Source organism: Aeromonas sp. 604176 (assembly GCF_049170755.1).
In the GTDB taxonomy this organism is placed as follows: Bacteria; Pseudomonadota; Gammaproteobacteria; order Enterobacterales; family Aeromonadaceae; genus Aeromonas; species Aeromonas veronii_A.
In genome coordinates, this window is record NZ_JAAKNE010000011.1 from 35,443 (window position 1) to 56,841 (window position 21,399).

Here is a 21,399-nt window from a genome sequence, read left to right on the forward strand (position 1 = left end):
CTAGACGCAGGGACCCGCCGATCCTAGGGGCTTGTCTCATTAATTTCAAAGAGTTTGCACATCCGTTGCAAAAGGTTTGCGACCCAGTCGACGAAAGGCGCCGGGGGTCTGACCAGTCAGACGACGAAAGCGGTTGGCAAAGTTGGCCCCATCGCTGTAACCGACCCGGGCCGCCAGCTCGCCAAGTGGCCAGTTGGTATAGAGCAGCAGCTGGCGTGCCTTGTTCATTCTGAGCTCGGTCACCCTCGCCATCGGCCCCATACCGAACGCTTGCTGACAGAGCCGGTGCAGATGGGGCACCGAACAGGCCATCTGCCGGGCCAGCAGGGCTACACTCCAGGGTTCGTCCAGGCGCGCCTCCACCCGGCGAAACAGTGCCTGCAGGCGCAACTCCGGTGTGCCACGCACCTCTCCCTGCAGAGTGCGTTCCAGCAGCGCCAGCAACAGGCTAAGCAGTTGAGGTTGCAGCGAAGAGCGAACCCCCTCACCCTGCATCAGGCTGAGCAGATGGTAGAGCTGATCGCCGCCATCCCCTTGCCAGATACGGTGACCAAGGCGATGCAGGTGCTGCCAGCGCGGCACGTCATCGAGCAAAATCCAGCTGATCTGCCAGCTTTCGCCAATCAGCTTGAGACCGCCAGGCACGGCGGCGGGCAGGAAAATCAGCGACCCGGCAGGAATGGCTTGTTCCCCCTCGTCGGTGAGCAGCGCGCCACCCTCATCGTGACTCACCATCAGGATGTGAAACTCGGGGCGATTGCGACGGATGAGGTAGTGATCCCGCACCCGGGAGAGGCCGGTCAGGAAGATCCCTGCCTCGCCGAGCAGGGGCAGCCCTTCACGTCCCAACATCTGCTCTTCACAGGCTGGCGCTATCTCCAGACACTCGCTGGCAAATGGCATAACACCTCAACAGGATAGTTTTACACAAGAAAACCGAGAGCTACTCACAGTGAGAAGAGCCTCGCCAGCCCCTATCATACCCCTGACAAACCTTGCTTTTCTAATACCCGGTTAACAACTATGAATTATTGGCAAGCGATTTTAAAACAAACCACCGATCGCGAGTTCATGACCCGATTGTGGCGGCTGGCTCTGCCTGTCTCGCTGCAATCCATGATGTTCTCCCTGCTCGGCCTCATCGATATCATGATGGTGAGTCAGCTTGGCACCACGGCTGTGGCGGCGGTCGGCTTGGGTAACCGGGTCTTCTTTTTCAATCTGCTGGTGATAGCGGGCCTCGCGGGCGGGGTCTCGGTATTGGCAGCACAATACTTCGGGCGCGGGGAGATGGCCGGGGTGCGCCGCACCCTGGCGCTGGCCATAGTGGGCGCCCTGCTGGTCACCCTGCCCTTTGCCTTCATCTATGTGTTATCACCGGGCAGCGTACTCGGCTTTGCCAGTCAGGATCCGGCGCTGCGGGCACTGGCGGATCAATTCTTGATGATCACCGGCGCCACCATCCTCTGTACCGCCATCGTGGTGCCGCTGGAGTCAGCCCTGCGCTCGGTGGGCAATGCCGCCGCGCCGACTCGCATCGGCATTATCGCCATCATCGCCAACGTCATCCTCAACTACGCCCTCATCTTCGGTCACTTCGGCTTCGAGGCGATGGGGGTCGCCGGTTCGGCCTGGGGCACCACCATTTCCCGGCTGCTGCAGACAGCCCTGCTGCTGCTCTACGTAAAGCGTTATGAGGCGCGCCTGATCCCGCGCGCACCAGACTGGCTGGCCGCCTTCAAGCGTAAGGAGGTGGTGCGCTTTACCCTGATCGCCCTGCCGCTGCTGTTCCATGACGGCCTCTGGGCCTTCGGCATGCTGATTTACGGCTTTCTCTATGCCCATCTTGGCACCGATTCGCTGGCCATCATGACCACCCTCGGCACCCTGGAGAGCATCCTTATCTCCCTCTTCTTCGGGCTGGCAGTGGCCTGCTCCACCCTGCTCGGCCACCGGCTCGGGGCCGAAGAGTACGAGGTCGCCTGGCAGCACTCCCAGCTGTTCCTGCTGCTGGCACCGATTGGCGCGCTACTGGTGGGGATCATCGTCTGGCTGCTGCAAGCCAACCTGCTGCAGTGGGTCGGCAACCTGCCCCCCGAGCTGATGACGGAGGCGGGACAGGTGCTCGGCATCATGTGTCTCGGGATGCTGCTCAAGGTGTTCAACATGGTGGGGATCATCGGGGTACTTCGCTCGGGGGGCGATGTGAACTACAGCATCTTCATCGATATCGTCGGCATGTGGTGCATCGGCATCCCGCTCGCCTGGGTGGCGGTCACGCTACTCGGTTGGCCCCTCTCCTGGGTGGTGGCGGTGGTCTTGCTGGAAGAGCTCAGCAAGGTGCTGCTGGTACAGCGCCGTATTCGCCAGCGCTGCTGGTTGAAGAATCTGGTGATCGGATAAACAGCCACAAATCGGGGTCATATCAATGACAGAAAAACCCTGTTTGCAGTATGCTGGGCGCCTCTTCAATCAGAGACAGGGATCCACGATTTCCCTGTCCAGTAGTCGTTTAAGGAGACGAGCATGCAACCACAGAAAGAGCTGATCACCGAGACGGCCCTGCTTGAGATGGCCAACAAGATCATCAAAGAGCATGAAGACTTCATCCACGGTATGCGCGCCGACTCGGTGGAGCAGAAGGGGGATATTCTGGTGTTCAAGGGGGAGTATTTCCTGGCCGAAGACGGCACCCCGACCGGCAAGACCATGGCGGTCTTCAACATGTTCAAGCTGCTGGCCCAGCAGCTCTCCGGCAAGTACAAGCTGGGCTGATCGCACCAGCACATTGCCAACAGGATGCCGCCCTCAGGCGGCATCTGTTTTTGCGCGGTTTTGCCCCTCGACCACCACGCAGTTGCGTCCCGCCATCTTGGCCTGATAGAGGCACTCGTCAGCACGGTTGATCAGAATATCGATGGTGTCATCACAACGGGCCATGGCAATCCCGATACTCACCGTCACCTCCAGCAATTCGTCCGAGGTGGGGCTCTTCACCAGCCGCGCCTCGACGGCAATGCGCAGCCGCTCGGCCATTTTGCTCGCCAGCGCCGGATCGGCGCAGTTGTGCATCAGGATGGCAAACTCTTCGCCGCCATAACGCCCCAGCACCATATCAGGCTCCAGCTGCTCCCCCAGGGTAGTAGCCACTTCCTTGAGCACCGCATCCCCCGCTAGATGGCCGTAGATATCGTTGATCCGCTTGAAGCGATCGAGATCCAGCAGCATCACCGCAAAGGGCTTCTTCTTGAGTTGCAGCCGGATTCTGGCCTGCTCCAGCTGCTTCATCAGCAGGCGGCGGTTCATCATACCGGTCAGCTCATCGGTGGTCGATTCCCGATAGAGCCGCAGCAGCATGTTGAGCTGGCCGCACTGCACCCAGCAACTGGCCATGGTAAACATGCCGAGCACCCACACCTGATTCAGGGTGGCCTGACTCCAGATGCTCTGTCCCACCAGCAGCCAGTGGCCCAGCAGCATGGTCACCAGTACCACGCCTGCCAGTTGCAAGCCGAGGGATAGGGGGATGGGGAAGATGGCAAACAGGGTGATCAGCAGATAGGGAAAGGCCGCATAACCCGCCTGCAACTCCTGTCCGGCGCCAAAGCTGTTCAGGCAGAAGAGGGAGAAGAGCATCATCACGGCCATCAGGTAGCCAAGGGCCAGCTTCATTCTTTCCCGCTTGAAGTGGATGAGGTACGAGAGCGGAATAAGTGGCGAGAGCGCCAGGGTGCAGAAGATCCTGGCCTGAAACAGCTGCTCGAAATGAACGGCGGGCAAGGTCAACCAATCCACCACGGCCCAGGCGGGCAATCCGAGCATCAGCAAGCAGGTCAGCAGGCGCAAACGCACTGTCATAAACCCCATGCGAGTACGAGTAAAGTCTTCGGAGTGAACCCTCGCACTCCAGAACTCTGACAACTTGAGCATCCAGAGTCTCCACGATGAATACTGAGGGCTCATTCTACACCTACAAAGTGGTAAAAATGTCATTAGCGGGGAGAATAAAAAGGAGAGGTCGGTCACACAAACCGACAGATGATAATCGCAGCGCGCAAACGTTTCAACCCATCAAAAAATAAACCTTTTTTTGCATAATTAGCGCTGGTCAGCCTCATTTCAATCACTACAATAGCGCCCAATTTTCTCCCCCTCCCCACACAATTCGAGGTACTTATGGAACAGGCTGCTGTCACACGCGCCAATCGAGAGGCACATCCACCCAGGCGAGCCCATAGCGAACTGGTCTATGGCATAGAGGATGTCCCGCCTCTGCCCCAGACGCTGTTCGCCGCCCTGCAGCATATGCTCGCCATGTTTGTCGCCATCATTACCCCGCCCCTGATTATTGCCAATGCCCTCGGCCTCCCTGCCGCCGACACCCGTTATATCGTCTCCATGTCGCTGGTCATGTCCGGCATCGCCTCCTTCATTCAAACCCGCCGCTTCGGCCCCATCGGTTCCGGCCTGCTCTCGGTACAGGGCACCAGCTTCAACTTCCTCGGCCCCATCATCGCCTCCGGTCTCGCCCTCAAACAGGCGGCCATGCCCACCGAGGATCTGTTGGGTACATTGTTCGGCACCATGATGGTTGCCGCACTCACTATCGTGGTGATGAGCCGCTTCCTCCATCTGGTGAAACGGATCATCACCCCGCTGGTGACCGGCATAGTGGTGCTGCTGATCGGTCTGACCCTGATCAAAGTGGGCCTGATCAGCATGGGCGGCGGTTATGCAGCCCTCTCTGATGGCAGCTTCGCCAGTCACACCAACCTCTTCCTCTCCCTGCTGGTGCTCGGCCTTATCGTGTTGCTGCAACGCAGTCGCAATCCCTGGTTGCGCCTCTCCGCCATCATGATCGCCATGCTGGCGGGCTATGCCGTGGCGCTGCTGCTGGGCAAAGTGAGCGCCCCCACCTTCGACGGTCCGCTGGTGATGGTGCCCATTCCGCTCCACTACGGCCTAGGCTTTGACTGGCAGCTGTTCGTGCCGCTCGCCATCATCTTCGTGGTGACGGCGCTCGAAGCGATCGGCGACATGACCGCCACCTCGGACATCTCCGGCGAGCCGCTGGAAGGGCCTGTCTATATGGAGCGGATCAAAGGCGGCGTGCTGGCCGATGGTGCCAACTCCATGCTGGCGGCGGTTTTCTCCACCTTCCCCATGTCCACCTTCGCCCAGAATAACGGCGTTATTCAGCTGACCGGCGTCGCCAGCCGTCACGTCGGGCTCTTTATCGCCGCCATGCTGGCGCTGCTTGGCCTGTTCCCGGCGGTCGCCAGTCTGGTGCAGCAGATCCCGGAACCCGTGCTGGGCGGAGCTACCATCGTCATGTTCGGCACCATCGCCGCCGCTGGCGTGCGCATCATTGCCCGCGAGGAGCTGGATCGCCGCGCCCTGATGATCCTGGCTGTGTCGCTGGCCATGGGGCTGGGAGTCGCGCAGGTGCCGGAAGTGCTACAACACCTGCCGGAGCTGGCCAAGAGCGTACTCTCCTACGGCGTCGCCACCGGTGGCATTACCGCCATCGTGCTCAACCTGCTGCTGCCCAAGCGCGAAGCGCGCCACTCCTAAGAGATCGCCTACCGATAGCAAACAGCCCCGCACTTGCGGGGCTTTACCTTGCCAGTCGCCACGGGTAGTGTGCTGGGCAGCCTTTTTTGAGGATGCCGCCATGCCCTGTCGCCTGCTCTCCCCCCTTCCCGATACCGCTTCACCCGCACAGATACTGGCGCAAGAGCAGCACTGGCTGCGCGACTGTGCCCATGACGGCCAGCCCCGCGCTCACCTCTGGCAGGCGCCCCAATGCCTGATTGTCACTCGCAAGGATACCCGCCTCCCCCGTTACGAAGCCGCCTGCCAGCAACTTGCAGCTGAAGGCTGGCCGGTACATGTGCGCGACAGTGGCGGTACCGCCGTGCCCCACGGTGCGGGGATCCTCAACCTATCCCTGCTGCTGCCCCGCACCACCACAGATCTCGCCCACTACTACCGGCTGCTGGGGGCGCCGCTGCTGACCCTGTTGGCGGAGTACGGCCTTGAGGGAAGCTATGACTTCGTGCCCGGATCCTTTTGCGATGGTCAGTACAATCTGGTGATCGGGGGACGCAAGATCACCGGTACCGCCCAGCGCTGGCTGGCGCCAGGGCAGGATCACCAGGGCGCCGTGCTGGCGCAAGCCATGCTGCTGGTGGCGGGTGATGTGGATGAGGGAACCAGGATGGCAAGCCGCTTCTACGAGCTGGCGGGCGGGGAACTGCGTTTTATGACGGGAACCTCCACCACGCTGGCAAGCTGCATCGGCTGGCACGGTAGCGATCAGGCGCTGGTAGAGAAAGTGCGAGCACGTCTGGATAGCCTGCTGAGCGAGGGGCTATCCCCCTCATCCTGACCTTATCCCGAAGGGAGAGGGAAAGTACCTATCCTTAGACACAGCGCACAAAAAAGCCACGACCGAAGTCGTGACTTGTTCTTTTCAAGGGAAGCGTGAAACGAGCTGAGGCGCTCAAGCCGTCTGCGGCTCCGGTTCAGCTTCGCTATCCAGATCGCGGCTAAAATAGGCGCGGGTCTCGGCGATCACCACATGGCGCAGGCCAATCAGGCCGATGAGGTTGGGCACCGCCATCAGGCCGTTAACGATATCGGCCAGCAGCCAAATCATGTCCAGATGGAGGAAAGCACCGCTCGCCACCAGCGCCAGATAGACCAGACGATAGGGCTTGATTGCCTTAACCCCGAACAGATACTCGGTGCAGCGCTCGCCGTAGTAGTTCCAGCCAAGGATGGTGGTAAAGGCGAAGAACAGCAGGCCAATGCTCACCAGATACTGGCCGACATGAGCATCGAGCCCCTGGGCAAAGGCCAGACTGGTCATGGCCGCGCCGCTTGCATCGCCGCTCCACACGCCGGTCACCACCAGGGTCAGGCCGGTCATGGTGCAGATGATGATGGTGTCGATGAAGGTACCTGTCATGGAGACCAGCCCCTGCTCCACGCACGAATCGGTTTTGGCCGCCGCCGCCGCGATGGGGGCCGACCCCAGCCCCGACTCGTTGGAGAAGACCCCGCGCGCCACCCCGGACTGAATGGCCAGCATGATGCTGGCACCGACGAAGCCGCCGGTCGCCGCATGGCCGGTGAAGGCACTCTCGATCACCAGCATGACGGCATCGGGCAGGGCGCTGGCGTTATTCACCAGCACGCCCAGACAGGCGACGATGTAGAAGATGGCCATGAAGGGCACCACCTTGCTCGACACGCTGGAGATGGACTTGATCCCTCCCAGGGTCACCAGCGCCACGATCAGGGTCAGCACCACGGCGGTCGCTTCACGGGGCACCGAGAAGGAGAGGCTCATGGCGTCGGAGATGGCATTGACCTGCGGGAAGGTACCGATCCCGAAGAAAGCTACGCCGATGCCGAACAGGGCAAACAACTTGGCGAGCGGCTTGGAACCGAGCCCCTTCTCCAGATAGTACATGGGGCCGCCAGCCATCTGGCCGTTGGCATCCTGCTCGCGATATTTGACCGCCAGCAGACACTCGGCGTACTTGGTGGCCATGCCGAACAGCGCCGCCATCCACATCCAGAACAGGGCACCGGGACCACCGAGCTTGATGGCGGTAGCCACCCCGACGATGTTACCGGTACCGATGGTGGCAGAGAGGGCGGTACAGAGGGCGCCGAAGCTGGAGACATCCCCCTGCTTGCCCTGCCCCTGATCGCGGCCAAAGACCAGCCGCAGCGCGAGTGGCAAGCGCACGACCTGAAGCAGACCCAGACGCAGGGTGAGATAGATACCGGTCCCGACCAGCAGGATCAGCAGGGGCGGCCCCCAGATAAAGCTATCGATGGCGGTTAACGCCGATTGAATTGATGACATGCATCCTCCTTAAGAAACAGAAATTAAGGAGGAGAAGGATGATCTTCCCATAGGTGTCGCGATCGGCCAGAGGCGATCGGATGCGGGCCAAAAACGTGTTCACACTCTTGCTGCGAGGTTGTGATCAAGGCTCATGCGCTGCTCGAAAGCCTCATGTATTCACATACACTCCGGTTCCTGCGCTGCTCTTTACCTTGCTGACGACCTCTCGTTACAGACCGTGAACAGTTTCAAGCTCAGGTACAACCATCCCATCCCCTCTGTCCTTTTGCCTGAGAGTTTCCGGCGCCAGCCTGCCCTTGCGGGTAGTCATGGTGCCTTGCTCCTTCGGCGCCCGATTTAACGGGTCTCTCCAGAGTATCGTCCAGTAGCAGTCCACACCGGTTGCCCGGTACCTGAAAGATTCACTTCTTCGGTGGATGGTTGCCCATCGCTCTCCTGCTACCTTCATCCGAACTAGTTTGGATTAGGAAGTCGGCATGTTAATCCAAAAAATGTGAGCTGTCTCGCACTTGGCCGCCCCCATTTATATTTTTTTAGTGACCACCAGAATCGCAGCAAGAATGTTAAATGTTAGTTAACTATCAACAAGTTAGGCTTTCACGGATCAAATGTGGCCCAAACGGGAAAAATGGCGGATAGAGAACAGTGATCCCTCTCGTTTCGCCAAGAAAATCTTGCCGACATATCCAATCAAAATGCTTGCACACAGAATCAATAAGCCGATAATCCGCTGCATAACCAAGCACTTTGTTATCAATTTATGCACTGTGTTCGGTTGGTCCCACCGGACCGCTCGCCTGACCCGGCCGTCGCCGGTTCAATCGCATATGGCTTGGGCATATCACGCCCCCTAAGGATGACCAAAAGAGAATGAACGAGACCCTGGTTGCAAAAGATGTGGTCGCACAAGATTACCGTCAGCTGGTTGAACAATTCGGCTCCCCCCTGCTGCTGCTCGACAAGGCAGCCGTCCGCAAACAGTATCGGGCCCTGGCCGCCGCCCTGCCCGATGTACGATTGCACTATGCACTCAAACCCCTGCCCCATGAGGCGGTGGTCTCTGTCTTGAAGGAAGAGGGGGCCTGTTTCGATCTGGCCACCAATGGCGAAGTGGATCTGGTGCGCAGTCAGGGGGTTCGCCCGGGACGTTGCATTCATACCCATCCCATCAAGCGCGACAGCGATATCCGTTATGCGCTGGAGTTCGGCTGCACTGTGTTTGTCTACGACAACCCGCTGGAGCTGGAGAAGTTCATTCCCTACAAGGACGAAGTGAAACTGCTGCTGCGGGTCAGCTTCCCGAACCCCGAGACCAAGGTCGATCTCTCCAAGAAGTTCGGCTGCACTCCGGAGCAGGCGCTGCCGCTGCTGCAACTGGCCCACGCCAAGGGGATCAAGGTGATGGGGCTGTCGTTCCACGTCGGCTCGCAAGTGCCTCATGCCCGTCGCCATGTGCAGGCCATCGACGCCTGCCGCGAGATCATGGAGCAGGCTTGGGCGCTCGGGCTCAAGCCCTGGGTGCTGGATATCGGCGGCGGTTTCCCGGTCGATTATGAGGGGGGCGAGTTCGATATCGACGGCTTCTGCGCCCCGATCCGCGAAGCGCTGGCCAAGCTGCCCGCTACAGTGCAGAAGATTGCCGAACCGGGCCGCTTTATCAGTGCGCCGGCCATGACTTCGGTATCCAGCGTGATGGGCAAGGCCCACCGTGGCGACAAGATCTGGTACTACCTGGATGATGGCCTCTACGGCAGCTACAACGGCCAGCTCTATGACCACGTCACCTATCCGGTGAGCACGCCTTATGCCAGTGGCGAGCTGCATAACTCGGTACTCTCAGGCCCCACCTGCGACAGCGTGGACGTGATCCGCGATGGCATCATGTTGCCGGATCTGGCTATCGGCGAGTTGGTGGTTGGCAAGGTGATGGGCGCCTACACCTGGGCCTCCGCCTCCACCTTCAACTTCTTCCCCAAGGCCAGCATCCTGATTCTGGACAGCAGTCAGAAGGGGCAGAAACTGGTGGCCGTCGCTTAAGACCGACACCCGAATGCAAAGAGGGGAAGCCAGGCTTCCCCTCTTTCGTTTTATCTTGCCAGATCTGGCTAGACGAACTGACTGGTCAGCAGCCAGCCGGTGTAGGCGACGAAGCAGGTGAGCAGCACGCCCCCCTCCAACCGGTTGATACGGCCCTGCCCCTTGCGGCCCAGACACATCACCAGCAGCAGCAGGGTCAACCCCATCATGATGCTCCAGTCGCGGGAGAGCACTTCCGGCGCCACATCCAACGGATGAATACCCGCCGCGATCCCCACCACCGCCAGGGTGTTGAACAGGTTGGAGCCCAGCACGTTGCCAAGGGCCAGATCATGCTCGTTCTTGCGAATGGCGATGAGAGACGAAGCCAGCTCCGGCAGGGAGGTTCCTATCGCGACTATGGTGAGACCAATCACCAGATCGCTGATACCAAGTGCCTGAGCGATGGTCACCGCCCCCCAGACCAACAGGCGGGAAGCGCCGATCAGCAGCACCAGCCCGACCACCAGCCAGAAAACGGCGCTCTTGAGGGACATCCCCTCACTCTCGATATCCTCGGCGGTCTCGGTATCCAGCGCATCTCCCTTGCCATTCATGCCAGCCCAGATAGACCAGCCCATCAGGGCAACGAAGACGGCCCCCAGAATGACCGCATCCATCCGGCCCAGATGACCATCAATCAGCAGGGCACCTGAGAGCAGGGTAATACCGAGCAGGATGGGGATCTCCTTGCGCACTACCTGAGAGGCCACCGCGATAGGGCTGATCAGTGCCGTCAGACCCAGGATCAGCGCGATATTGGTGATGTTGGAGCCATAGGCATTACCAAGCGCCAACCCGGGATTGCCCTGTGACGCCGCCAGCGCGGAGACCACCATCTCAGGGGCCGATGTACCAAAACCGATGATCACCATGCCGATCAGCAGCGGTGGCATCCCCGCATAACGGGCGGTCGCCGCAGCACCATCCACAAACTTGTCAGCACTCCAGACCAGCAGCGCCAGTCCGGCAATCAGGGCAACAACAGCCAGGGTCATAACATCTCCATCCCATCGCCAGTAAGCAACAGAGTCAGGACAAGCTCCTGACCCAATTCAAAAGTGGCGCCAGTGTAACGAGCCAGCCTCCCATTTCAAGGGAAAATCAAACTGCGATTAACATTTCACAGCACAGCCAGCAGACTCGCGGCATCGGAGACCTCAAACTTGCCAGGCGCCTCCACAAACAGCTGCTCGACCACGCCATCGTTGGCGATCAACGCAAAGCGCTGGGCGCGGATACCTCCAAAGGCGCCGGTATCCTTGGCCAGACCCAACGCCCGGGTCCAGCTGCCGTCGCCATCCGCCAGCATGGTGATCGCCTCGGCATTCTGGGCCGTCTGCCATGCCCGCATCACGAAAGCATCGTTGACCGACAGACAGCAGATGGCATCCACCCCTTTGGCCATAAACTGATCGGCCAGCACCACATAACCGGGCAGGTGGGCATTGGAGCAGGTGGGAGTAAAAGCACCGGGCACGGCAAACAGCACTACTTTTTTACCGGCGAACAGCGTCTGGCTATCCCGCAGCTGCTTGCCCTCGGCGGTGATAAAGGTAAATTCGCCCGAAGGCAGAGTCTGACCCATCGCAATCATTGTGCTCGTCCTTAAGTGGAGGGAGGAGGCCCCAGTCTACCCCACTGCCGAGCTGTGACACAGACCTCCCTTTGCCGGGATCATTTGAACTAACCTTGAGCAGGATCAGCCGACCAAGGAGGCCTCATGCAGCACTATTACGATGGACTGGAAATTCGCCCCCCCGCCTTGCGCGAACAACAGCAGCTGGAGCAGCTCAATCATCAGCTTACCCATGTCAGTCAATATTGCGCCGGTTACTCCAGCGTCTATCGCCAGTGCCGCCTCGAGGATCTGGCAGAGCTGGCCACCCTGCCACTGCTCGACAGCAAAGAACTGTTTGCCGCCCAACAGGCTCACCCTCCGTTCGCCGGACTCACCGGCCGCCCCGCCAGTCAGGCGTTACGGGTCTTCTCCTGTCCGGGCCAGCTGGCCATCCCCGAGTATGCGGGAGCAGACTGGTGGGGGGCCGCTCGAGCACTGTTTGCCGCCGGCTTCAAGCCGGGTGAGGTAATACTCAATGGCCACGACTATCATGCCGGCCCCACCGCCTTTATCTTCGATAACGGTGCCCGACAGCTGGGTGCCCCCGTGGTACCTTGCGGGCCCCACGATACCCAGCGCCAACTGGAGGCGCTGCTGCGCTATCAACCCACCGGCTACGTCGGTCCGCTGGTGACCCTGCTCGATCTGCTGGAAGCGGCCGAAGCGGCCGACATCCCGACCGACTCACTGCGCCGCGCCCTGCTGTGTGAAGCCACTCACCCGGAAACCGCGCCGCTGCGCGCCATTCACGGCATTGCAGCCCTCAACTGTCTGGTGTGGCAGGATGTGGGGGTGGTGGCTTACGAGAGCCGACCAGGAGAGGGATTTATTGTGAGCGAGAGTTGCATAATCGAGATCATCGATCCCGCCAGCGGCGAGCCGGTGAGCGGCGACGAGACCGGCCAGCTGGTGCTGACCAGGCTTGACCTGGAGTATCCATTGCTGCGCCTCGTCACCGACTGGCAGGGGCACTGGCTCACGACGCCAAGCCCGTGCGGTCGCTCCAACCGGCGCCTAAAACTGGTGTAGCAGGCCAAGTAAATTCACAAAGGCAGACGGGCAGCCATCAGGCTGCCCGTCTTCTCTCTGGCGAAGAAAATGTGCGGCGCTTGTCAGCGTCTCGCCTGCCAAGTGGCGATGGCGAGCAGGGAGTCGGGGGTAAATTCGCTGGCGCGCTCCGCGATCTCGGCCAGGCTCATCCAGTGCACCGCGCTCACCTCTTCGGCCTGCAACTGCAGCGGCCCCTGATAACGGCAACTGAAGAGGCCACCCCAGACCCGGTAGCCCTCCCCTTCCGCATAAAAGCTGCCAAAGCCCTGCAGAGGAACATCCATAATCCCCAGCTCTTCGGCCAGCTCGCGGCGGGCGGAGCGCTCCATCTCCTCACCGGTGGTGACCACGCCACCGGCGCAGGCATCCAGCATGCCGGGGCAGAAATCTTTGCTGAGGGTGCGTCGCTGCACCAGGATCCGATCCGCGTCGTCGAGCACCAGAATATAGCTGGCGCGATGGCAGAGATTCTCCCGTCGCACCTTGGCTCGCTCGGCCACGCCAATCACCCGGTTATCCTCGTCCACCACATCAACCCATTCCACGCACAGGCCCTTTTATTTGTTCCATTCAAGCCCGCAGTATATCGGTGCGGTGGTTTGTCATGGCACAACTTTTTCGATGATGCCGTCAATTTGCCGAGCTCACTGGCAAAATAAGGATTCATGCAAATCTTTATAAACCGTCATATCAGTGTCATCGACCGACACCATAGTGTGCCCTGTCCAGGCAATCAGGGAACCGTGTGATGAAGGTATTCAAGCAGTTATCCCCACGGCAGATCGCTCGCTACATCAAGAGCTTTCATCGAGGCTATTTTGCCATCGAGTCGCTGGGGACATTTGAATTCAACGCGGGCAGGATCAGCCTCCATGGCCTGACCTGCCGCCAGCGGCTAAGACTGGCTCGCCAGATCAATCTGGCGGTCAGACAACTTGGTCACCGCGACCCCTTGCCGGACATGTGAGTCAAAGGGTCTTGCCCTACTGTCTGTTGTGCATCCATGCTTTGCCCGCCGGCTACTGGCCGCGCGGGCCGTTTTCGATATCGGTAATGATGCCGTTGCGCACCGTCACAAAGCGCATGAACTCGTTCTTGCCGAAGTTGTAGGTCCAGCGTTCACCATATTTGACCTGCACCATGTTGCCAAACTGGTTCTCCTCGTTGCGGTTGAGCTCTTCACGCAACATCGGCTCACCGCACTTGAGCAGCATCTCGGCGGTGGTGTCTCCCTCGGTGATCAGGGCGTTCTTGCAGCGCATGGCATCAGCACTGGCCGGAATGCTCAGCAGCAACAGAGCAAGCCCCGCTACTTTCTTCATCTTCTTGCTCATCGGGTTCTCCTTATCCTCTCTAATGAGTCGCAGTATGCCTGTTCCCGTTTCTGAAAAAACCAGTAAAAAGCGCAAAAGTGCCGCCCTTTTCTGCTCTCCAGCCCGCTGGTCGCGACAAATGCTGTCTATCACATAGCCCAAAAACAAACGGCGACCCGAGGGTCGCCGTTTGCATCAAGCCAGCAGGATCACAGGATGTCCAGCAGCTCGACTTCAAATACCAGTGCAGAGTAAGGCGGGATGGAGCCCGCGCCACGGGCACCGTAGGCCAGATCGTGGGGGATGTAGAGCTTCCATTTGGAACCAACCGGCATCAGCTGCAGCGCTTCAACCCAGCCAGCGATCACGCCGGTCACCGGGAATTCAGCCGGCTGGCCGCGAGCGACGGAGCTGTCGAATACGCCACCGTGGGTGAAGGTACCGTGGTAGTGCACACGCACGGACTGACCGGCTACCGGAACGGCACCGTTGCCTTCTACCAGCACTTCGTACTGCAGACCGGAGTCGGTCACCTTCACTTCAGCGCGCTTGGCGTTATCAGCCAGGAAGGCTTCGCCGTCAGCAGCGGCGGCCTTGGCGGCGGCTTCCTGCTCTTCTTGCATACGCGCAGTGATGACCTGGAAGGCATCATTGATATCGTCACGGCTGACCGCGAACTCCAGACCATTCAGGGCATCTGCCAGACCTTGTTGCAGGGCCGGGATATCCAGACCGGCGAAAGCTTGCTGCGCCAGCTGATCACCCATGTTGCGGCCGATGCCATAGCTGGCCTTCTGTTCGATAGAGTCGTATTGGGACATTGAGATGTTGCTCCAGATCCATGTAGTAAAGAGGCGGGATAATATCAGACTTTTGGCCTGGGTGCTGCCGGGGGCGCCCCTGATTTCCCCGTCAGTGGGAGGAACTTCACACAAGATGCGGATGAACGCCGCCCAACGGCGGCGATCTGCTTAACCGCGATCCAGCAAGGCTCTGACCGCAGCCACCTTGGCGCCATCGGTGATATTGACCCGACCATCATCCGAAGTGCCCATATTCACTCCGTGCGGCACCATGCCGCCGCGCCAGCCCATGCCGGACATATGCACTTCGCTCACCCCGGTGAACTCGATGATGGTACGCACGTTGTCGGCATTGACCCCGGCGCCCGGCATCAGGCTGGCACGTCCCGCCAGCGCCTGCTGCATCTCCTGCAGGGTCTCCAGCCCCGCCAGCGCGGTCGGCGCATGGCCCGAGCTCAGAATGCGCTCGCAACCGGCAGCAACTATGGTCTCCAGATCGAGGCGCCAGTCGGAAGAGAGGTCGATGGCGCGATGGAAGGTGACCCCCAACGATCCTGCTGCATCCACCAGCTGTTTGAGCTTGGCGGCAGGCACCCGTCCCTCCTCATCCAGCAAACCGACCACCACCCCTTGCAGCCCCGCAGCACGTGCCGCCGCGATATCTTGCAGCATCATCTCGAACTCGCCGTCGTTGAAGCAAAAATCCCCGGCGCGCGGGCGGATCATGGCATAAACCGGCACGCTGGCATGGCGGGCCGCCTGCTGCATAAAACCGTAGGAGGGGGTCAGGCCGCCCAGACCCAGCGCAGAGCAGAGCTCGATGCGATCCGCCCCGGATTGCTGGGCGGTGAACAGGGATTCCAGGTTGTCGATACAGATTTCAAGACGGGTCATGAGGACTCCTTTTTCGGGGAGATCAGACCCCACATCTGATCTCATAGATTGAGCAAGGCTGCGCCGCGCACACCACCGGCGCCGCCGAAGCGGGCCTGGCGGATCTCGGGCAGGGCGACCCCGGGCAGCAAGTGACCGGGCAGACGCAGCGGCAGCTGTTCATAGAGGGCGGGCAGGCCGCTCAGGCCGCCCCCCAACACCACCACTTCGGGATCAATCACCGAAATGGCGGTGGCAAGCCCGGCGGCCATGATCTCCAGCCAGCATTCGACCGTCTCGACCGCATGGGGTTCATGGGCCTCGAAGCGTCCCACAATCTGGTGACCCGTGGCACGTTGGCCATGGAAATGGTGATAGAGACGCTCCAGACCGGTGCCGGAGGCATAGGTTTCAAAACAGACCAGACGGCCACAGCCGCAACGGGGACGCGGCAACTCGGGATACTTCATCAGAATGGTCGCGGGCAAGGGGTAGTGACCAATCTCGCCAGCCAGCCAGTTGCGCCCCTGAATAAGCTTGCCCGCCAGATAAACAGCGCCGCCGATGCCGGTGCCGATGGTGACGCCGAGCGCACTGCCTGCGCCGTCGGCTGCCCCTTGATGCACTTCGGACCAGAGGAAGCAGTTGGCGTCGTTATCCACCTTGACCGGCCGCTCCAGCAGTTCGGCCAGATCTGCGCCCAGATGGCGACCATTGATGGAGGGCAGATTGGCCGCCACTATGCTGTGATCTTGGCTGTTGATGACACCGGGAAAACCGATACCGACCGAGCCCCGTGCGCCGAAGCGGGCATCCGCCTGCTCGACCCGGGAGCGGATCAGCTGCTGCAACCCCTCGTAATCGTTGCCCGGGGTGCTCATGCGCTCCTCGTGGCAGAGGTTCAATGCACCGTCATAGACCGCAAAGGCGATCTTGGTGCCACCGATATCAAAGCCGTAATACATGCCAGCACTCCCTTGTCAGCCCGTGTTTATCCAACTCTGTTTCAAGGGGAACATTGTATTAATTCGCAAAAAAAATAAAGTGACCAAAGGCGAAAAACGGGAGAGTGATCAGAGCAAACGGCTCATTTGTCGCTGCAGGCAGGGCTGCCCGAGGCTTATCAGGGTGCGCTCTTCGCCATCAAAGACAAAGCCGCGGCGCAGGTAGAACCCCTCGCCAATGTGGTTGCCATCGAGCAGCCACAATTTGACGCTATGGCAACCGGCGCGGCGCATCTGCATCGCCACCGCCTGCCACAGCCGTTTGCCATAGCCTTGTCGCCAGTGGTCGGGATGGAGGTAAAAAGCGCGGATCAGGGCGCTGCTCTGCTCCGCTTCCTGCTGTGGTTGCCAGTAGAGCAGGCCTATCACTACCTCATCGAGACAAAGCAGCATGGGCCTTGGGCCCGGCTCGGCCAGACGGCTCTGCCAGATCTGCAGATGGGCGGTAACGTCCAGCTGCTCCAGCAGGTCGGCACCAAGCACCTGGCCATAGGCAGCGAGCCAACTGGCTCGCTGCATCACCGTCATGGCGGCGGCATCGTCGCTGCGCGCCATGCGCAGGCTTATGCCTTGCATTGGGGCACCAGACCGTTGGCGCGGGCCTGCTCATAGAGCGGCAGCACTTGCGCCTGTTGCGCCTGCAACTCGGCGATCCGGTTCTCGTTGCTCGGGTGGGTGGAGAGCAGTTGCGGCGGGGTGTTGCCACCGGCAGCGGCACTCATGTTTTGCCACAGGGGGATCGCCTCGGCCGGATTGAATCCGGCGCGCGCCATCAGCTCAAGCCCGAGCCGATCCGCTTCGCTCTCCTGAGTACGGCCATAGGGCAGCATCACTCCGACCTCAACCCCGAGGCCAAGGGCGGCCATGGTGGCGCCGCGATACTCGCTGGTGCCCATGGCAATGTCCGCAGCCGCCAGACCGATCCCCGCCAACTGGCTGCGTGAGAGTCGCTCGTTGGAGTGCTGGGCCAGCACGTGAGTCAACTCGTGACCGATGACGGTCGCCAGCTGATCCTGATTCTTGGCCACCTTGAGCAGGCCGCTGTAGACCCCGATCTTGCCGCCGGGCAGGGCGAAGGCGTTGACCTGCTTGGAGTCAAACACCACCACTTCCCAATTGGTGATGCCATAGCTGGCCGGCACCTGGGCGGTCACCGCCTTGGCGACACAGGAGACATAGGCGTTGAGTTTGGCATCCTTGCTCACCTTCTCCTGCTTTTTCATATGCTCGAAGGAGTCGGCACCAAGCTGGTTCATCTGCTGGGGGGAGTAGAGCAGCATCTGGCTGCGGCCAGTCGGCGACTGGGCGCAGGCGACCAGCAGGGAACTACAGAGGGCTACCAGGCCAAACTTGGAGAGGGACGCAATCATGAAGGGATCCTTTGCCATAACGTTGCCCTATTCTCGGAAATGCAGCCCTGCTACGCAAGGGAACCTGCCCCCGGCTGGCGGAAAAACATCCATCCAGCGCTATTAACAGAACTGACAGTCACCAAAAACAAAACGAGCCCGATTGGGGCTCGTTTTATCAGTAGATGCTGGCAGCAAGCGGTTACATGATGCCCAGCTTTTTCAGATCCGCCTGCACCACCTTGGCCGGTACCGGTACGTAGCCATCTTTGGCAACGATGTTCTGGCCCGCCTTGGAGAGCATCATCTTGACGAACTCCTGCTCCATCGGAGAGAGCGGCTTGTTCGGATGCTTGTTCACGTAAACGTACAGGAAGCGTGACAGCGGATATTTGCCGGTGATGGCATTATCGGCAGTAGCATCGACAAAGGTCTTGCCATCCTTGGAGAGCGGAATGGCACGAACGCCGGAGGTAACGTAACCAATACCGGAGTAACCGATACTGTTGAGGGAAGCGGAAACAGACTGCACCACGGAGGCGGAACCCGGCTGCTCGTTCACACCGCTCTTGAAGTCACCATTACAGAGCGCGTGCTCCTTGAAGTAACCGTAGGTGCCGGATACCGAGTTGCGACCGAACAGTTGCAGATCCTTGCCGGACCAGCTGCCATCCAGACCCAGATCAGACCACTTGGTAGCCGCCTTGGCTTCGCCGCACTTGAGTGTGCTGGAGAAAACGGCATCAACCTGCTGCATGGTCAGCCCCTTGATGGGGTTGTCCTTGTTGACGAATACCGCCAGGGCATCGACGGCAACGCGGATAGCGGTCGGCTTGTAGCCATAACGCTTCTCGAACGCTTCGATTTCACCGGCCTTCATGGCGCGGCTCATGGGACCAAACTGGGCAACCCCTTCGGTCAGGGCGGTCGGTGCGGTAGAAGAGCCGGCAGCCTGGATCTGGACATTGACGTTGGGGTAGACACGCTTAAATTCTTCTGCCCACAGGGTCATCATGTTGGCCAGAGTATCAGAGCCGACAGAGGACAGGTTGCCTGAGATACCGCTGGTCGGAGTGTAATCCGGCAGATCCTTGTCGACACCATAGGCCAGGGTGCTGGCAGAAAACAGGGTTGCTGCGGTAAATCCGATTACACCAGCCAGTTTGTTGAGTTTCATCCAATCTCTCCAAAGTTACAGAAGGTCCGTTCTTAAGACGGCGCCAGTATCTGACCTGGCAGTGACAAATTTATGGATTAAATGTGACACTTTAATGACATGACAACAAAGTTGCACAAATGCAGAGAGGGCCCGCATTGTGGCCCTCTCGAATTTACTAACCCATTGTCATAAAAGCTATTTTAACACCACCATACGAGCCGGTATCAGGAAGCTGAAGCGACTGCCAAGGCCGACACGACTTTCAATCTCGAGCTGACAGTCATGATGACTGAGGGCATGCTTGACGATGGCAAGGCCGAGTCCGGAGCCACCGGTGTGGCGGGAGCGGGCCTTGTCGACCCGATAGAACCGTTCGGTCAGCCGCGCCAGATGCTCGGGGGCAATCCCCTCCCCCTCATCCCTCACGGCAAACAGCGCCATTGCCCCCTGCTTGCGCCACTCCACGCTGATCTTGCGCCCTGCCGGTGTGTAGTGGATGGCGTTGTAGACCAGATTGGAGACGGCGCTGCGCAGCTGCTCCTTATCCCCGCGCACAAACAGGTCTGGCTGCACCATGAATTCGATCTGGTGGGCCCGTTCGCCCGAGAGCGCCCGCGCCTCCTGCTCCAGCAGTCCGAGCATGGCAGGCATGTCCACCAGATGGGAGAGATCAACGGTCGGTGCCGCCTCGATGCGCGACAGGGTGAGCAGCTGGTTGACCAGATTGTCCATCCGGATGGTCTGCTCCATCATCACCCGGTGCGCCTTGGCCCACATGGCAGGCGGGGGCGGATCTTCAGTCATCTCCAGATAGCCCTTGAGCACGGTGAGCGGAGTGCGCAGCTCGTGGGAGACATTTGAGACAAAGTGCTTGCGGGTCTTCTCCAGACTGCGCAGGCGGGTGACATCGCGTACCACCAGCATCGCCTGATCGGAGGCGTAGGGCATAATGCGAAACTCGAGAAACTTCTCTTCGTTGATCGGAGAAGTCATCTCCAGTGGTTCATCATAGCTCCCCTTCCCCAGATAGGCGGCAAAGGCAGGATGGCGGATCAAGTTGCCAATGTGCTGACCTGCATCTTCCGGCCAGCGGAAACCGAGCAGTTGCTCTGCCAGCCGGTTGCACCATAGGATGCTGCCATCTTCGCGAAACACCACGGCCGCATCGGGCAGCGCCTCGGCCCCCTCCCGAAAGCGGCGGATCAGCCCCGCCAGCTCGCGCCGCCGAGCCCGGTGACGCTGTTGCAATTTGTAGATCCCGTTGAAAATGTGCTCCCAGCTGCCACTGCCGTTAGGTGGTACCAGGCTGCGGTCGTGCCACAGCCAATCAGACAGCCGCTTCTGAAAACGGTAATGCCAGCCCAGATGCAACACTGCCGCCACCAACAGGCAGAGGGCAAGATGATCAATCAACCAGCCAACCAATGCGAAGGGGGCGTAGAAAAACGCCATTCGCCACAACTGTCGCCGCCAGGCGTAAGGTTGCAACATAACTGCCTCTAGAGACGGGTTGAGAAGCGGTATCCGGCTCCACGCACCGTCTGGATCAATCTGTCGTGCCCTGTCTCTTCAATCGCCTTGCGCAGGCGCCGAATATGCACATCCACGGTTCTGTCCTCGACGTACACATTGGTACCCCAGACATTGTTGAGCAACTGCTCACGGCTATAGACCCGCTCGGGGTGAGTCATGAAGAAATGCAGCAGCTTGAATTCGGTCGGCCCCATGTCGAGCGCCTTCTCCTCGGCACTGACCCGGTGGGAGACGGGGTCCAGCTTGAGCCCCTGCACCTCGATCACCTCGTCTACCGAGGTGGGGGAAACTCGGCGCATCACCGCATGGAGGCGAGCGGTGAGCTCCTTGGGCGAGAACGGCTTGGTGATATAGTCGTCGGCACCGGCCTCCAGACCACGCACCTTGTCCTCCTCCTCACCGCGGGCGGTGAGCATCACCACCGGGATCTGGCGGGTCACCTCATCCTGCTTGAGCTGTTTGATAAACTGGATGCCACTGCCGCCTGGCATCATCCAGTCCAGCACGATAAGTTCCGGGTAGGGTTCACGCACCTTCGCCAGTCCGTCGGCGAAATCTTCCGCTTCAATCGTCTCATACCCCTTCTGCTCCAGCACGAAACAGAGCATTTCGCGGATCGGTGCTTCGTCCTCGACCACCAGAATTCGCTTAGCCATTCCCTTCTCTCTCCTCTGTGAAGATGGGTGCGCCAATTATTAGAATTTTCTGTGACACTTTTATGACTTTATGACAG

At 59.9% G+C, this 21,399-nt stretch carries 22 protein-coding genes and 1 riboswitch; of the genes, 7 read left to right on the forward strand and 15 right to left on the reverse strand.

Annotation, left to right across the window (positions count from 1 at the left end; all coding sequences use genetic code 11):
* Window positions 1-45: 45 nt before the first annotated feature.
* A complete protein-coding gene (locus G5358_RS03460) occupies window positions 46-903 on the reverse strand; it encodes a helix-turn-helix transcriptional regulator (protein WP_005338380.1) in 858 nt (285 codons plus the stop codon).
* 120 nt (window positions 904-1,023) lie between these two features.
* Here G5358_RS03460 and G5358_RS03465 point away from each other — a divergent pair, with 120 nt between their 5' ends.
* Window positions 1,024-2,403, forward strand: a complete 1,380-nt coding sequence (locus G5358_RS03465; protein WP_421244154.1) for an MATE family efflux transporter — start codon at window positions 1,024-1,026, stop codon at window positions 2,401-2,403.
* Between the two features lie 123 nt (window positions 2,404-2,526).
* Entirely contained in the window at window positions 2,527-2,775 is a 249-nt protein-coding gene (locus tag G5358_RS03470) for a YciN family protein (RefSeq protein WP_421244155.1), read from the forward strand.
* 33 nt (window positions 2,776-2,808) lie between these two features.
* On the opposite strand, the gene G5358_RS03475 is transcribed toward G5358_RS03470, so the two are convergent.
* Window positions 2,809-3,930: a GGDEF domain-containing protein gene (locus G5358_RS03475; protein WP_040066714.1), complete on the reverse strand. Its 1,122-nt coding sequence runs from the start codon at window positions 3,928-3,930 to the stop codon at window positions 2,809-2,811.
* Window positions 3,931-4,176: 246 nt separating this feature from the next.
* On the opposite strand from G5358_RS03475, the gene G5358_RS03480 reads away from it, so the two are divergent.
* Window positions 4,177-5,574: a nucleobase:cation symporter-2 family protein gene (locus G5358_RS03480; RefSeq protein WP_040066712.1), complete on the forward strand. Its 1,398-nt coding sequence runs from the start codon at window positions 4,177-4,179 to the stop codon at window positions 5,572-5,574.
* Between the two features lie 100 nt (window positions 5,575-5,674).
* Window positions 5,675-6,391: a lipoyl protein ligase domain-containing protein gene (locus tag G5358_RS03485; protein WP_421244156.1), complete on the forward strand. Its 717-nt coding sequence runs from the start codon at window positions 5,675-5,677 to the stop codon at window positions 6,389-6,391.
* A 114-nt stretch (window positions 6,392-6,505) separates the two neighbouring features.
* On the opposite strand, the gene G5358_RS03490 is transcribed toward G5358_RS03485, so the two are convergent.
* On the reverse strand, window positions 6,506-7,882 hold the full coding sequence (locus tag G5358_RS03490) for an alanine/glycine:cation symporter family protein (protein ID WP_005338391.1): 1,377 nt from the start codon (window positions 7,880-7,882) through the stop codon (window positions 6,506-6,508).
* Window positions 7,883-8,132: 250 nt separating this feature from the next.
* Window positions 8,133-8,248, reverse strand: a riboswitch (glycine riboswitch).
* Window positions 8,249-8,755: 507 nt separating this feature from the next.
* Here G5358_RS03490 and G5358_RS03495 point away from each other — a divergent pair.
* Entirely contained in the window at window positions 8,756-9,922 is a 1,167-nt protein-coding gene (locus G5358_RS03495; RefSeq protein ID WP_058059164.1) for a type III PLP-dependent enzyme, read from the forward strand.
* A gap of 68 nt (window positions 9,923-9,990) precedes the next feature.
* Here the strand turns inward: G5358_RS03495 and G5358_RS03500 are convergent, their stop codons facing one another.
* Window positions 9,991-10,959 (reverse strand): calcium/sodium antiporter, encoded by a 969-nt coding sequence (locus tag G5358_RS03500; RefSeq protein ID WP_216951830.1) that lies wholly within the window; start codon window positions 10,957-10,959, stop codon window positions 9,991-9,993.
* A gap of 125 nt (window positions 10,960-11,084) precedes the next feature.
* The gene (locus G5358_RS03505) at window positions 11,085-11,558 is read right to left on the reverse strand and encodes a peroxiredoxin (protein WP_100646526.1); all 474 of its coding nucleotides are present in this window, start codon (window positions 11,556-11,558) and stop codon (window positions 11,085-11,087) included.
* A gap of 126 nt (window positions 11,559-11,684) precedes the next feature.
* On the opposite strand from G5358_RS03505, the gene G5358_RS03510 reads away from it, so the two are divergent.
* Window positions 11,685-12,611, forward strand: a complete 927-nt coding sequence (locus G5358_RS03510; RefSeq protein WP_216979277.1) for a phenylacetate--CoA ligase family protein — start codon at window positions 11,685-11,687, stop codon at window positions 12,609-12,611.
* A gap of 83 nt (window positions 12,612-12,694) precedes the next feature.
* On the opposite strand, the gene yfcD is transcribed toward G5358_RS03510, so the two are convergent.
* Window positions 12,695-13,177, reverse strand: a complete 483-nt coding sequence (gene yfcD, locus G5358_RS03515; RefSeq protein WP_047435956.1) for an NUDIX hydrolase YfcD — start codon at window positions 13,175-13,177, stop codon at window positions 12,695-12,697.
* Window positions 13,178-13,380: 203 nt separating this feature from the next.
* On the opposite strand from yfcD, the gene G5358_RS03520 reads away from it, so the two are divergent.
* On the forward strand, window positions 13,381-13,599 hold the full coding sequence (locus tag G5358_RS03520; RefSeq protein WP_005338403.1) for a DUF1107 family protein: 219 nt from the start codon (window positions 13,381-13,383) through the stop codon (window positions 13,597-13,599).
* Between the two features lie 52 nt (window positions 13,600-13,651).
* On the opposite strand, the gene G5358_RS03525 is transcribed toward G5358_RS03520, so the two are convergent.
* From G5358_RS03525 to phoB, 9 genes are all read right to left on the reverse strand, one after another.
* A complete protein-coding gene (locus tag G5358_RS03525) occupies window positions 13,652-13,966 on the reverse strand; it encodes a DUF2845 domain-containing protein (protein WP_005338404.1) in 315 nt (104 codons plus the stop codon).
* Window positions 13,967-14,154: 188 nt separating this feature from the next.
* Window positions 14,155-14,766, reverse strand: a complete 612-nt coding sequence (locus tag G5358_RS03530) for an FKBP-type peptidyl-prolyl cis-trans isomerase (protein ID WP_005338405.1) — start codon at window positions 14,764-14,766, stop codon at window positions 14,155-14,157.
* Between the two features lie 150 nt (window positions 14,767-14,916).
* Window positions 14,917-15,642: a copper homeostasis protein CutC gene (locus G5358_RS03535; protein WP_216951832.1), complete on the reverse strand. Its 726-nt coding sequence runs from the start codon at window positions 15,640-15,642 to the stop codon at window positions 14,917-14,919.
* Window positions 15,643-15,683: 41 nt separating this feature from the next.
* Entirely contained in the window at window positions 15,684-16,586 is a 903-nt protein-coding gene (locus tag G5358_RS03540) for an ROK family protein (RefSeq protein ID WP_421323617.1), read from the reverse strand.
* A 108-nt stretch (window positions 16,587-16,694) separates the two neighbouring features.
* The gene (locus G5358_RS03545; protein WP_216951833.1) at window positions 16,695-17,201 is read right to left on the reverse strand and encodes a GNAT family N-acetyltransferase; all 507 of its coding nucleotides are present in this window, start codon (window positions 17,199-17,201) and stop codon (window positions 16,695-16,697) included.
* A complete protein-coding gene (locus G5358_RS03550; RefSeq protein ID WP_216951834.1) occupies window positions 17,189-17,995 on the reverse strand; it encodes a M48 family metallopeptidase in 807 nt (268 codons plus the stop codon). The genes G5358_RS03545 and G5358_RS03550 overlap by 13 nt, the downstream gene beginning before the upstream one ends.
* A gap of 181 nt (window positions 17,996-18,176) precedes the next feature.
* Window positions 18,177-19,151 (reverse strand): PstS family phosphate ABC transporter substrate-binding protein, encoded by a 975-nt coding sequence (locus tag G5358_RS03555; protein ID WP_216951835.1) that lies wholly within the window; start codon window positions 19,149-19,151, stop codon window positions 18,177-18,179.
* Between the two features lie 177 nt (window positions 19,152-19,328).
* Window positions 19,329-20,624, reverse strand: coding sequence for a phosphate regulon sensor histidine kinase PhoR (phoR, locus tag G5358_RS03560; protein ID WP_216951836.1), 1,296 nt, complete (start codon window positions 20,622-20,624; stop codon window positions 19,329-19,331).
* An 8-nt stretch (window positions 20,625-20,632) separates the two neighbouring features.
* Complete coding sequence (gene phoB, locus G5358_RS03565) at window positions 20,633-21,322, reverse strand: phosphate regulon transcriptional regulator PhoB (RefSeq protein WP_026457670.1); 690 nt, start codon at window positions 21,320-21,322, stop codon at window positions 20,633-20,635.
* Between the last annotated feature and the right edge of the window lie 77 nt (window positions 21,323-21,399).

Excerpts from the sequence above, each read along its gene's own strand:
- G5358_RS03460 (WP_005338380.1), bottom strand. The coding sequence starts at position 903 with ATGCCATTTGCCAGCGAGTGTCTGGAGATAGCGCCAGCCTGTGAAGAG.
- G5358_RS03465 (WP_421244154.1), top strand. The coding sequence starts at position 1,024 with ATGAATTATTGGCAAGCGATTTTAAAACAAACCACCGATCGCGAGTTC.
- G5358_RS03470 (WP_421244155.1), top strand. The coding sequence starts at position 2,527 with ATGCAACCACAGAAAGAGCTGATCACCGAGACGGCCCTGCTTGAGATG.
- G5358_RS03475 (WP_040066714.1), bottom strand. The coding sequence starts at position 3,930 with ATGCTCAAGTTGTCAGAGTTCTGGAGTGCGAGGGTTCACTCCGAAGAC.
- G5358_RS03480 (WP_040066712.1), top strand. The coding sequence starts at position 4,177 with ATGGAACAGGCTGCTGTCACACGCGCCAATCGAGAGGCACATCCACCC.
- G5358_RS03485 (WP_421244156.1), top strand. The coding sequence starts at position 5,675 with ATGCCCTGTCGCCTGCTCTCCCCCCTTCCCGATACCGCTTCACCCGCA.
- G5358_RS03490 (WP_005338391.1), bottom strand. The coding sequence starts at position 7,882 with ATGTCATCAATTCAATCGGCGTTAACCGCCATCGATAGCTTTATCTGG.
- G5358_RS03495 (WP_058059164.1), top strand. The coding sequence starts at position 8,756 with ATGAACGAGACCCTGGTTGCAAAAGATGTGGTCGCACAAGATTACCGT.
- G5358_RS03500 (WP_216951830.1), bottom strand. The coding sequence starts at position 10,959 with ATGACCCTGGCTGTTGTTGCCCTGATTGCCGGACTGGCGCTGCTGGTC.
- G5358_RS03505 (WP_100646526.1), bottom strand. The coding sequence starts at position 11,558 with ATGATTGCGATGGGTCAGACTCTGCCTTCGGGCGAATTTACCTTTATC.
- G5358_RS03510 (WP_216979277.1), top strand. The coding sequence starts at position 11,685 with ATGCAGCACTATTACGATGGACTGGAAATTCGCCCCCCCGCCTTGCGC.
- G5358_RS03520 (WP_005338403.1), top strand. The coding sequence starts at position 13,381 with ATGAAGGTATTCAAGCAGTTATCCCCACGGCAGATCGCTCGCTACATC.
- G5358_RS03525 (WP_005338404.1), bottom strand. The coding sequence starts at position 13,966 with ATGAGCAAGAAGATGAAGAAAGTAGCGGGGCTTGCTCTGTTGCTGCTG.
- G5358_RS03530 (WP_005338405.1), bottom strand. The coding sequence starts at position 14,766 with ATGTCCCAATACGACTCTATCGAACAGAAGGCCAGCTATGGCATCGGC.
- G5358_RS03535 (WP_216951832.1), bottom strand. The coding sequence starts at position 15,642 with ATGACCCGTCTTGAAATCTGTATCGACAACCTGGAATCCCTGTTCACC.
- G5358_RS03540 (WP_421323617.1), bottom strand. The coding sequence starts at position 16,586 with ATGTATTACGGCTTTGATATCGGTGGCACCAAGATCGCCTTTGCGGTC.
- G5358_RS03545 (WP_216951833.1), bottom strand. The coding sequence starts at position 17,201 with ATGCAAGGCATAAGCCTGCGCATGGCGCGCAGCGACGATGCCGCCGCC.
- G5358_RS03550 (WP_216951834.1), bottom strand. The coding sequence starts at position 17,995 with ATGATTGCGTCCCTCTCCAAGTTTGGCCTGGTAGCCCTCTGTAGTTCC.
- G5358_RS03555 (WP_216951835.1), bottom strand. The coding sequence starts at position 19,151 with ATGAAACTCAACAAACTGGCTGGTGTAATCGGATTTACCGCAGCAACC.
- phoR (WP_216951836.1), bottom strand. The coding sequence starts at position 20,624 with ATGTTGCAACCTTACGCCTGGCGGCGACAGTTGTGGCGAATGGCGTTT.
- phoB (WP_026457670.1), bottom strand. The coding sequence starts at position 21,322 with ATGGCTAAGCGAATTCTGGTGGTCGAGGACGAAGCACCGATCCGCGAA.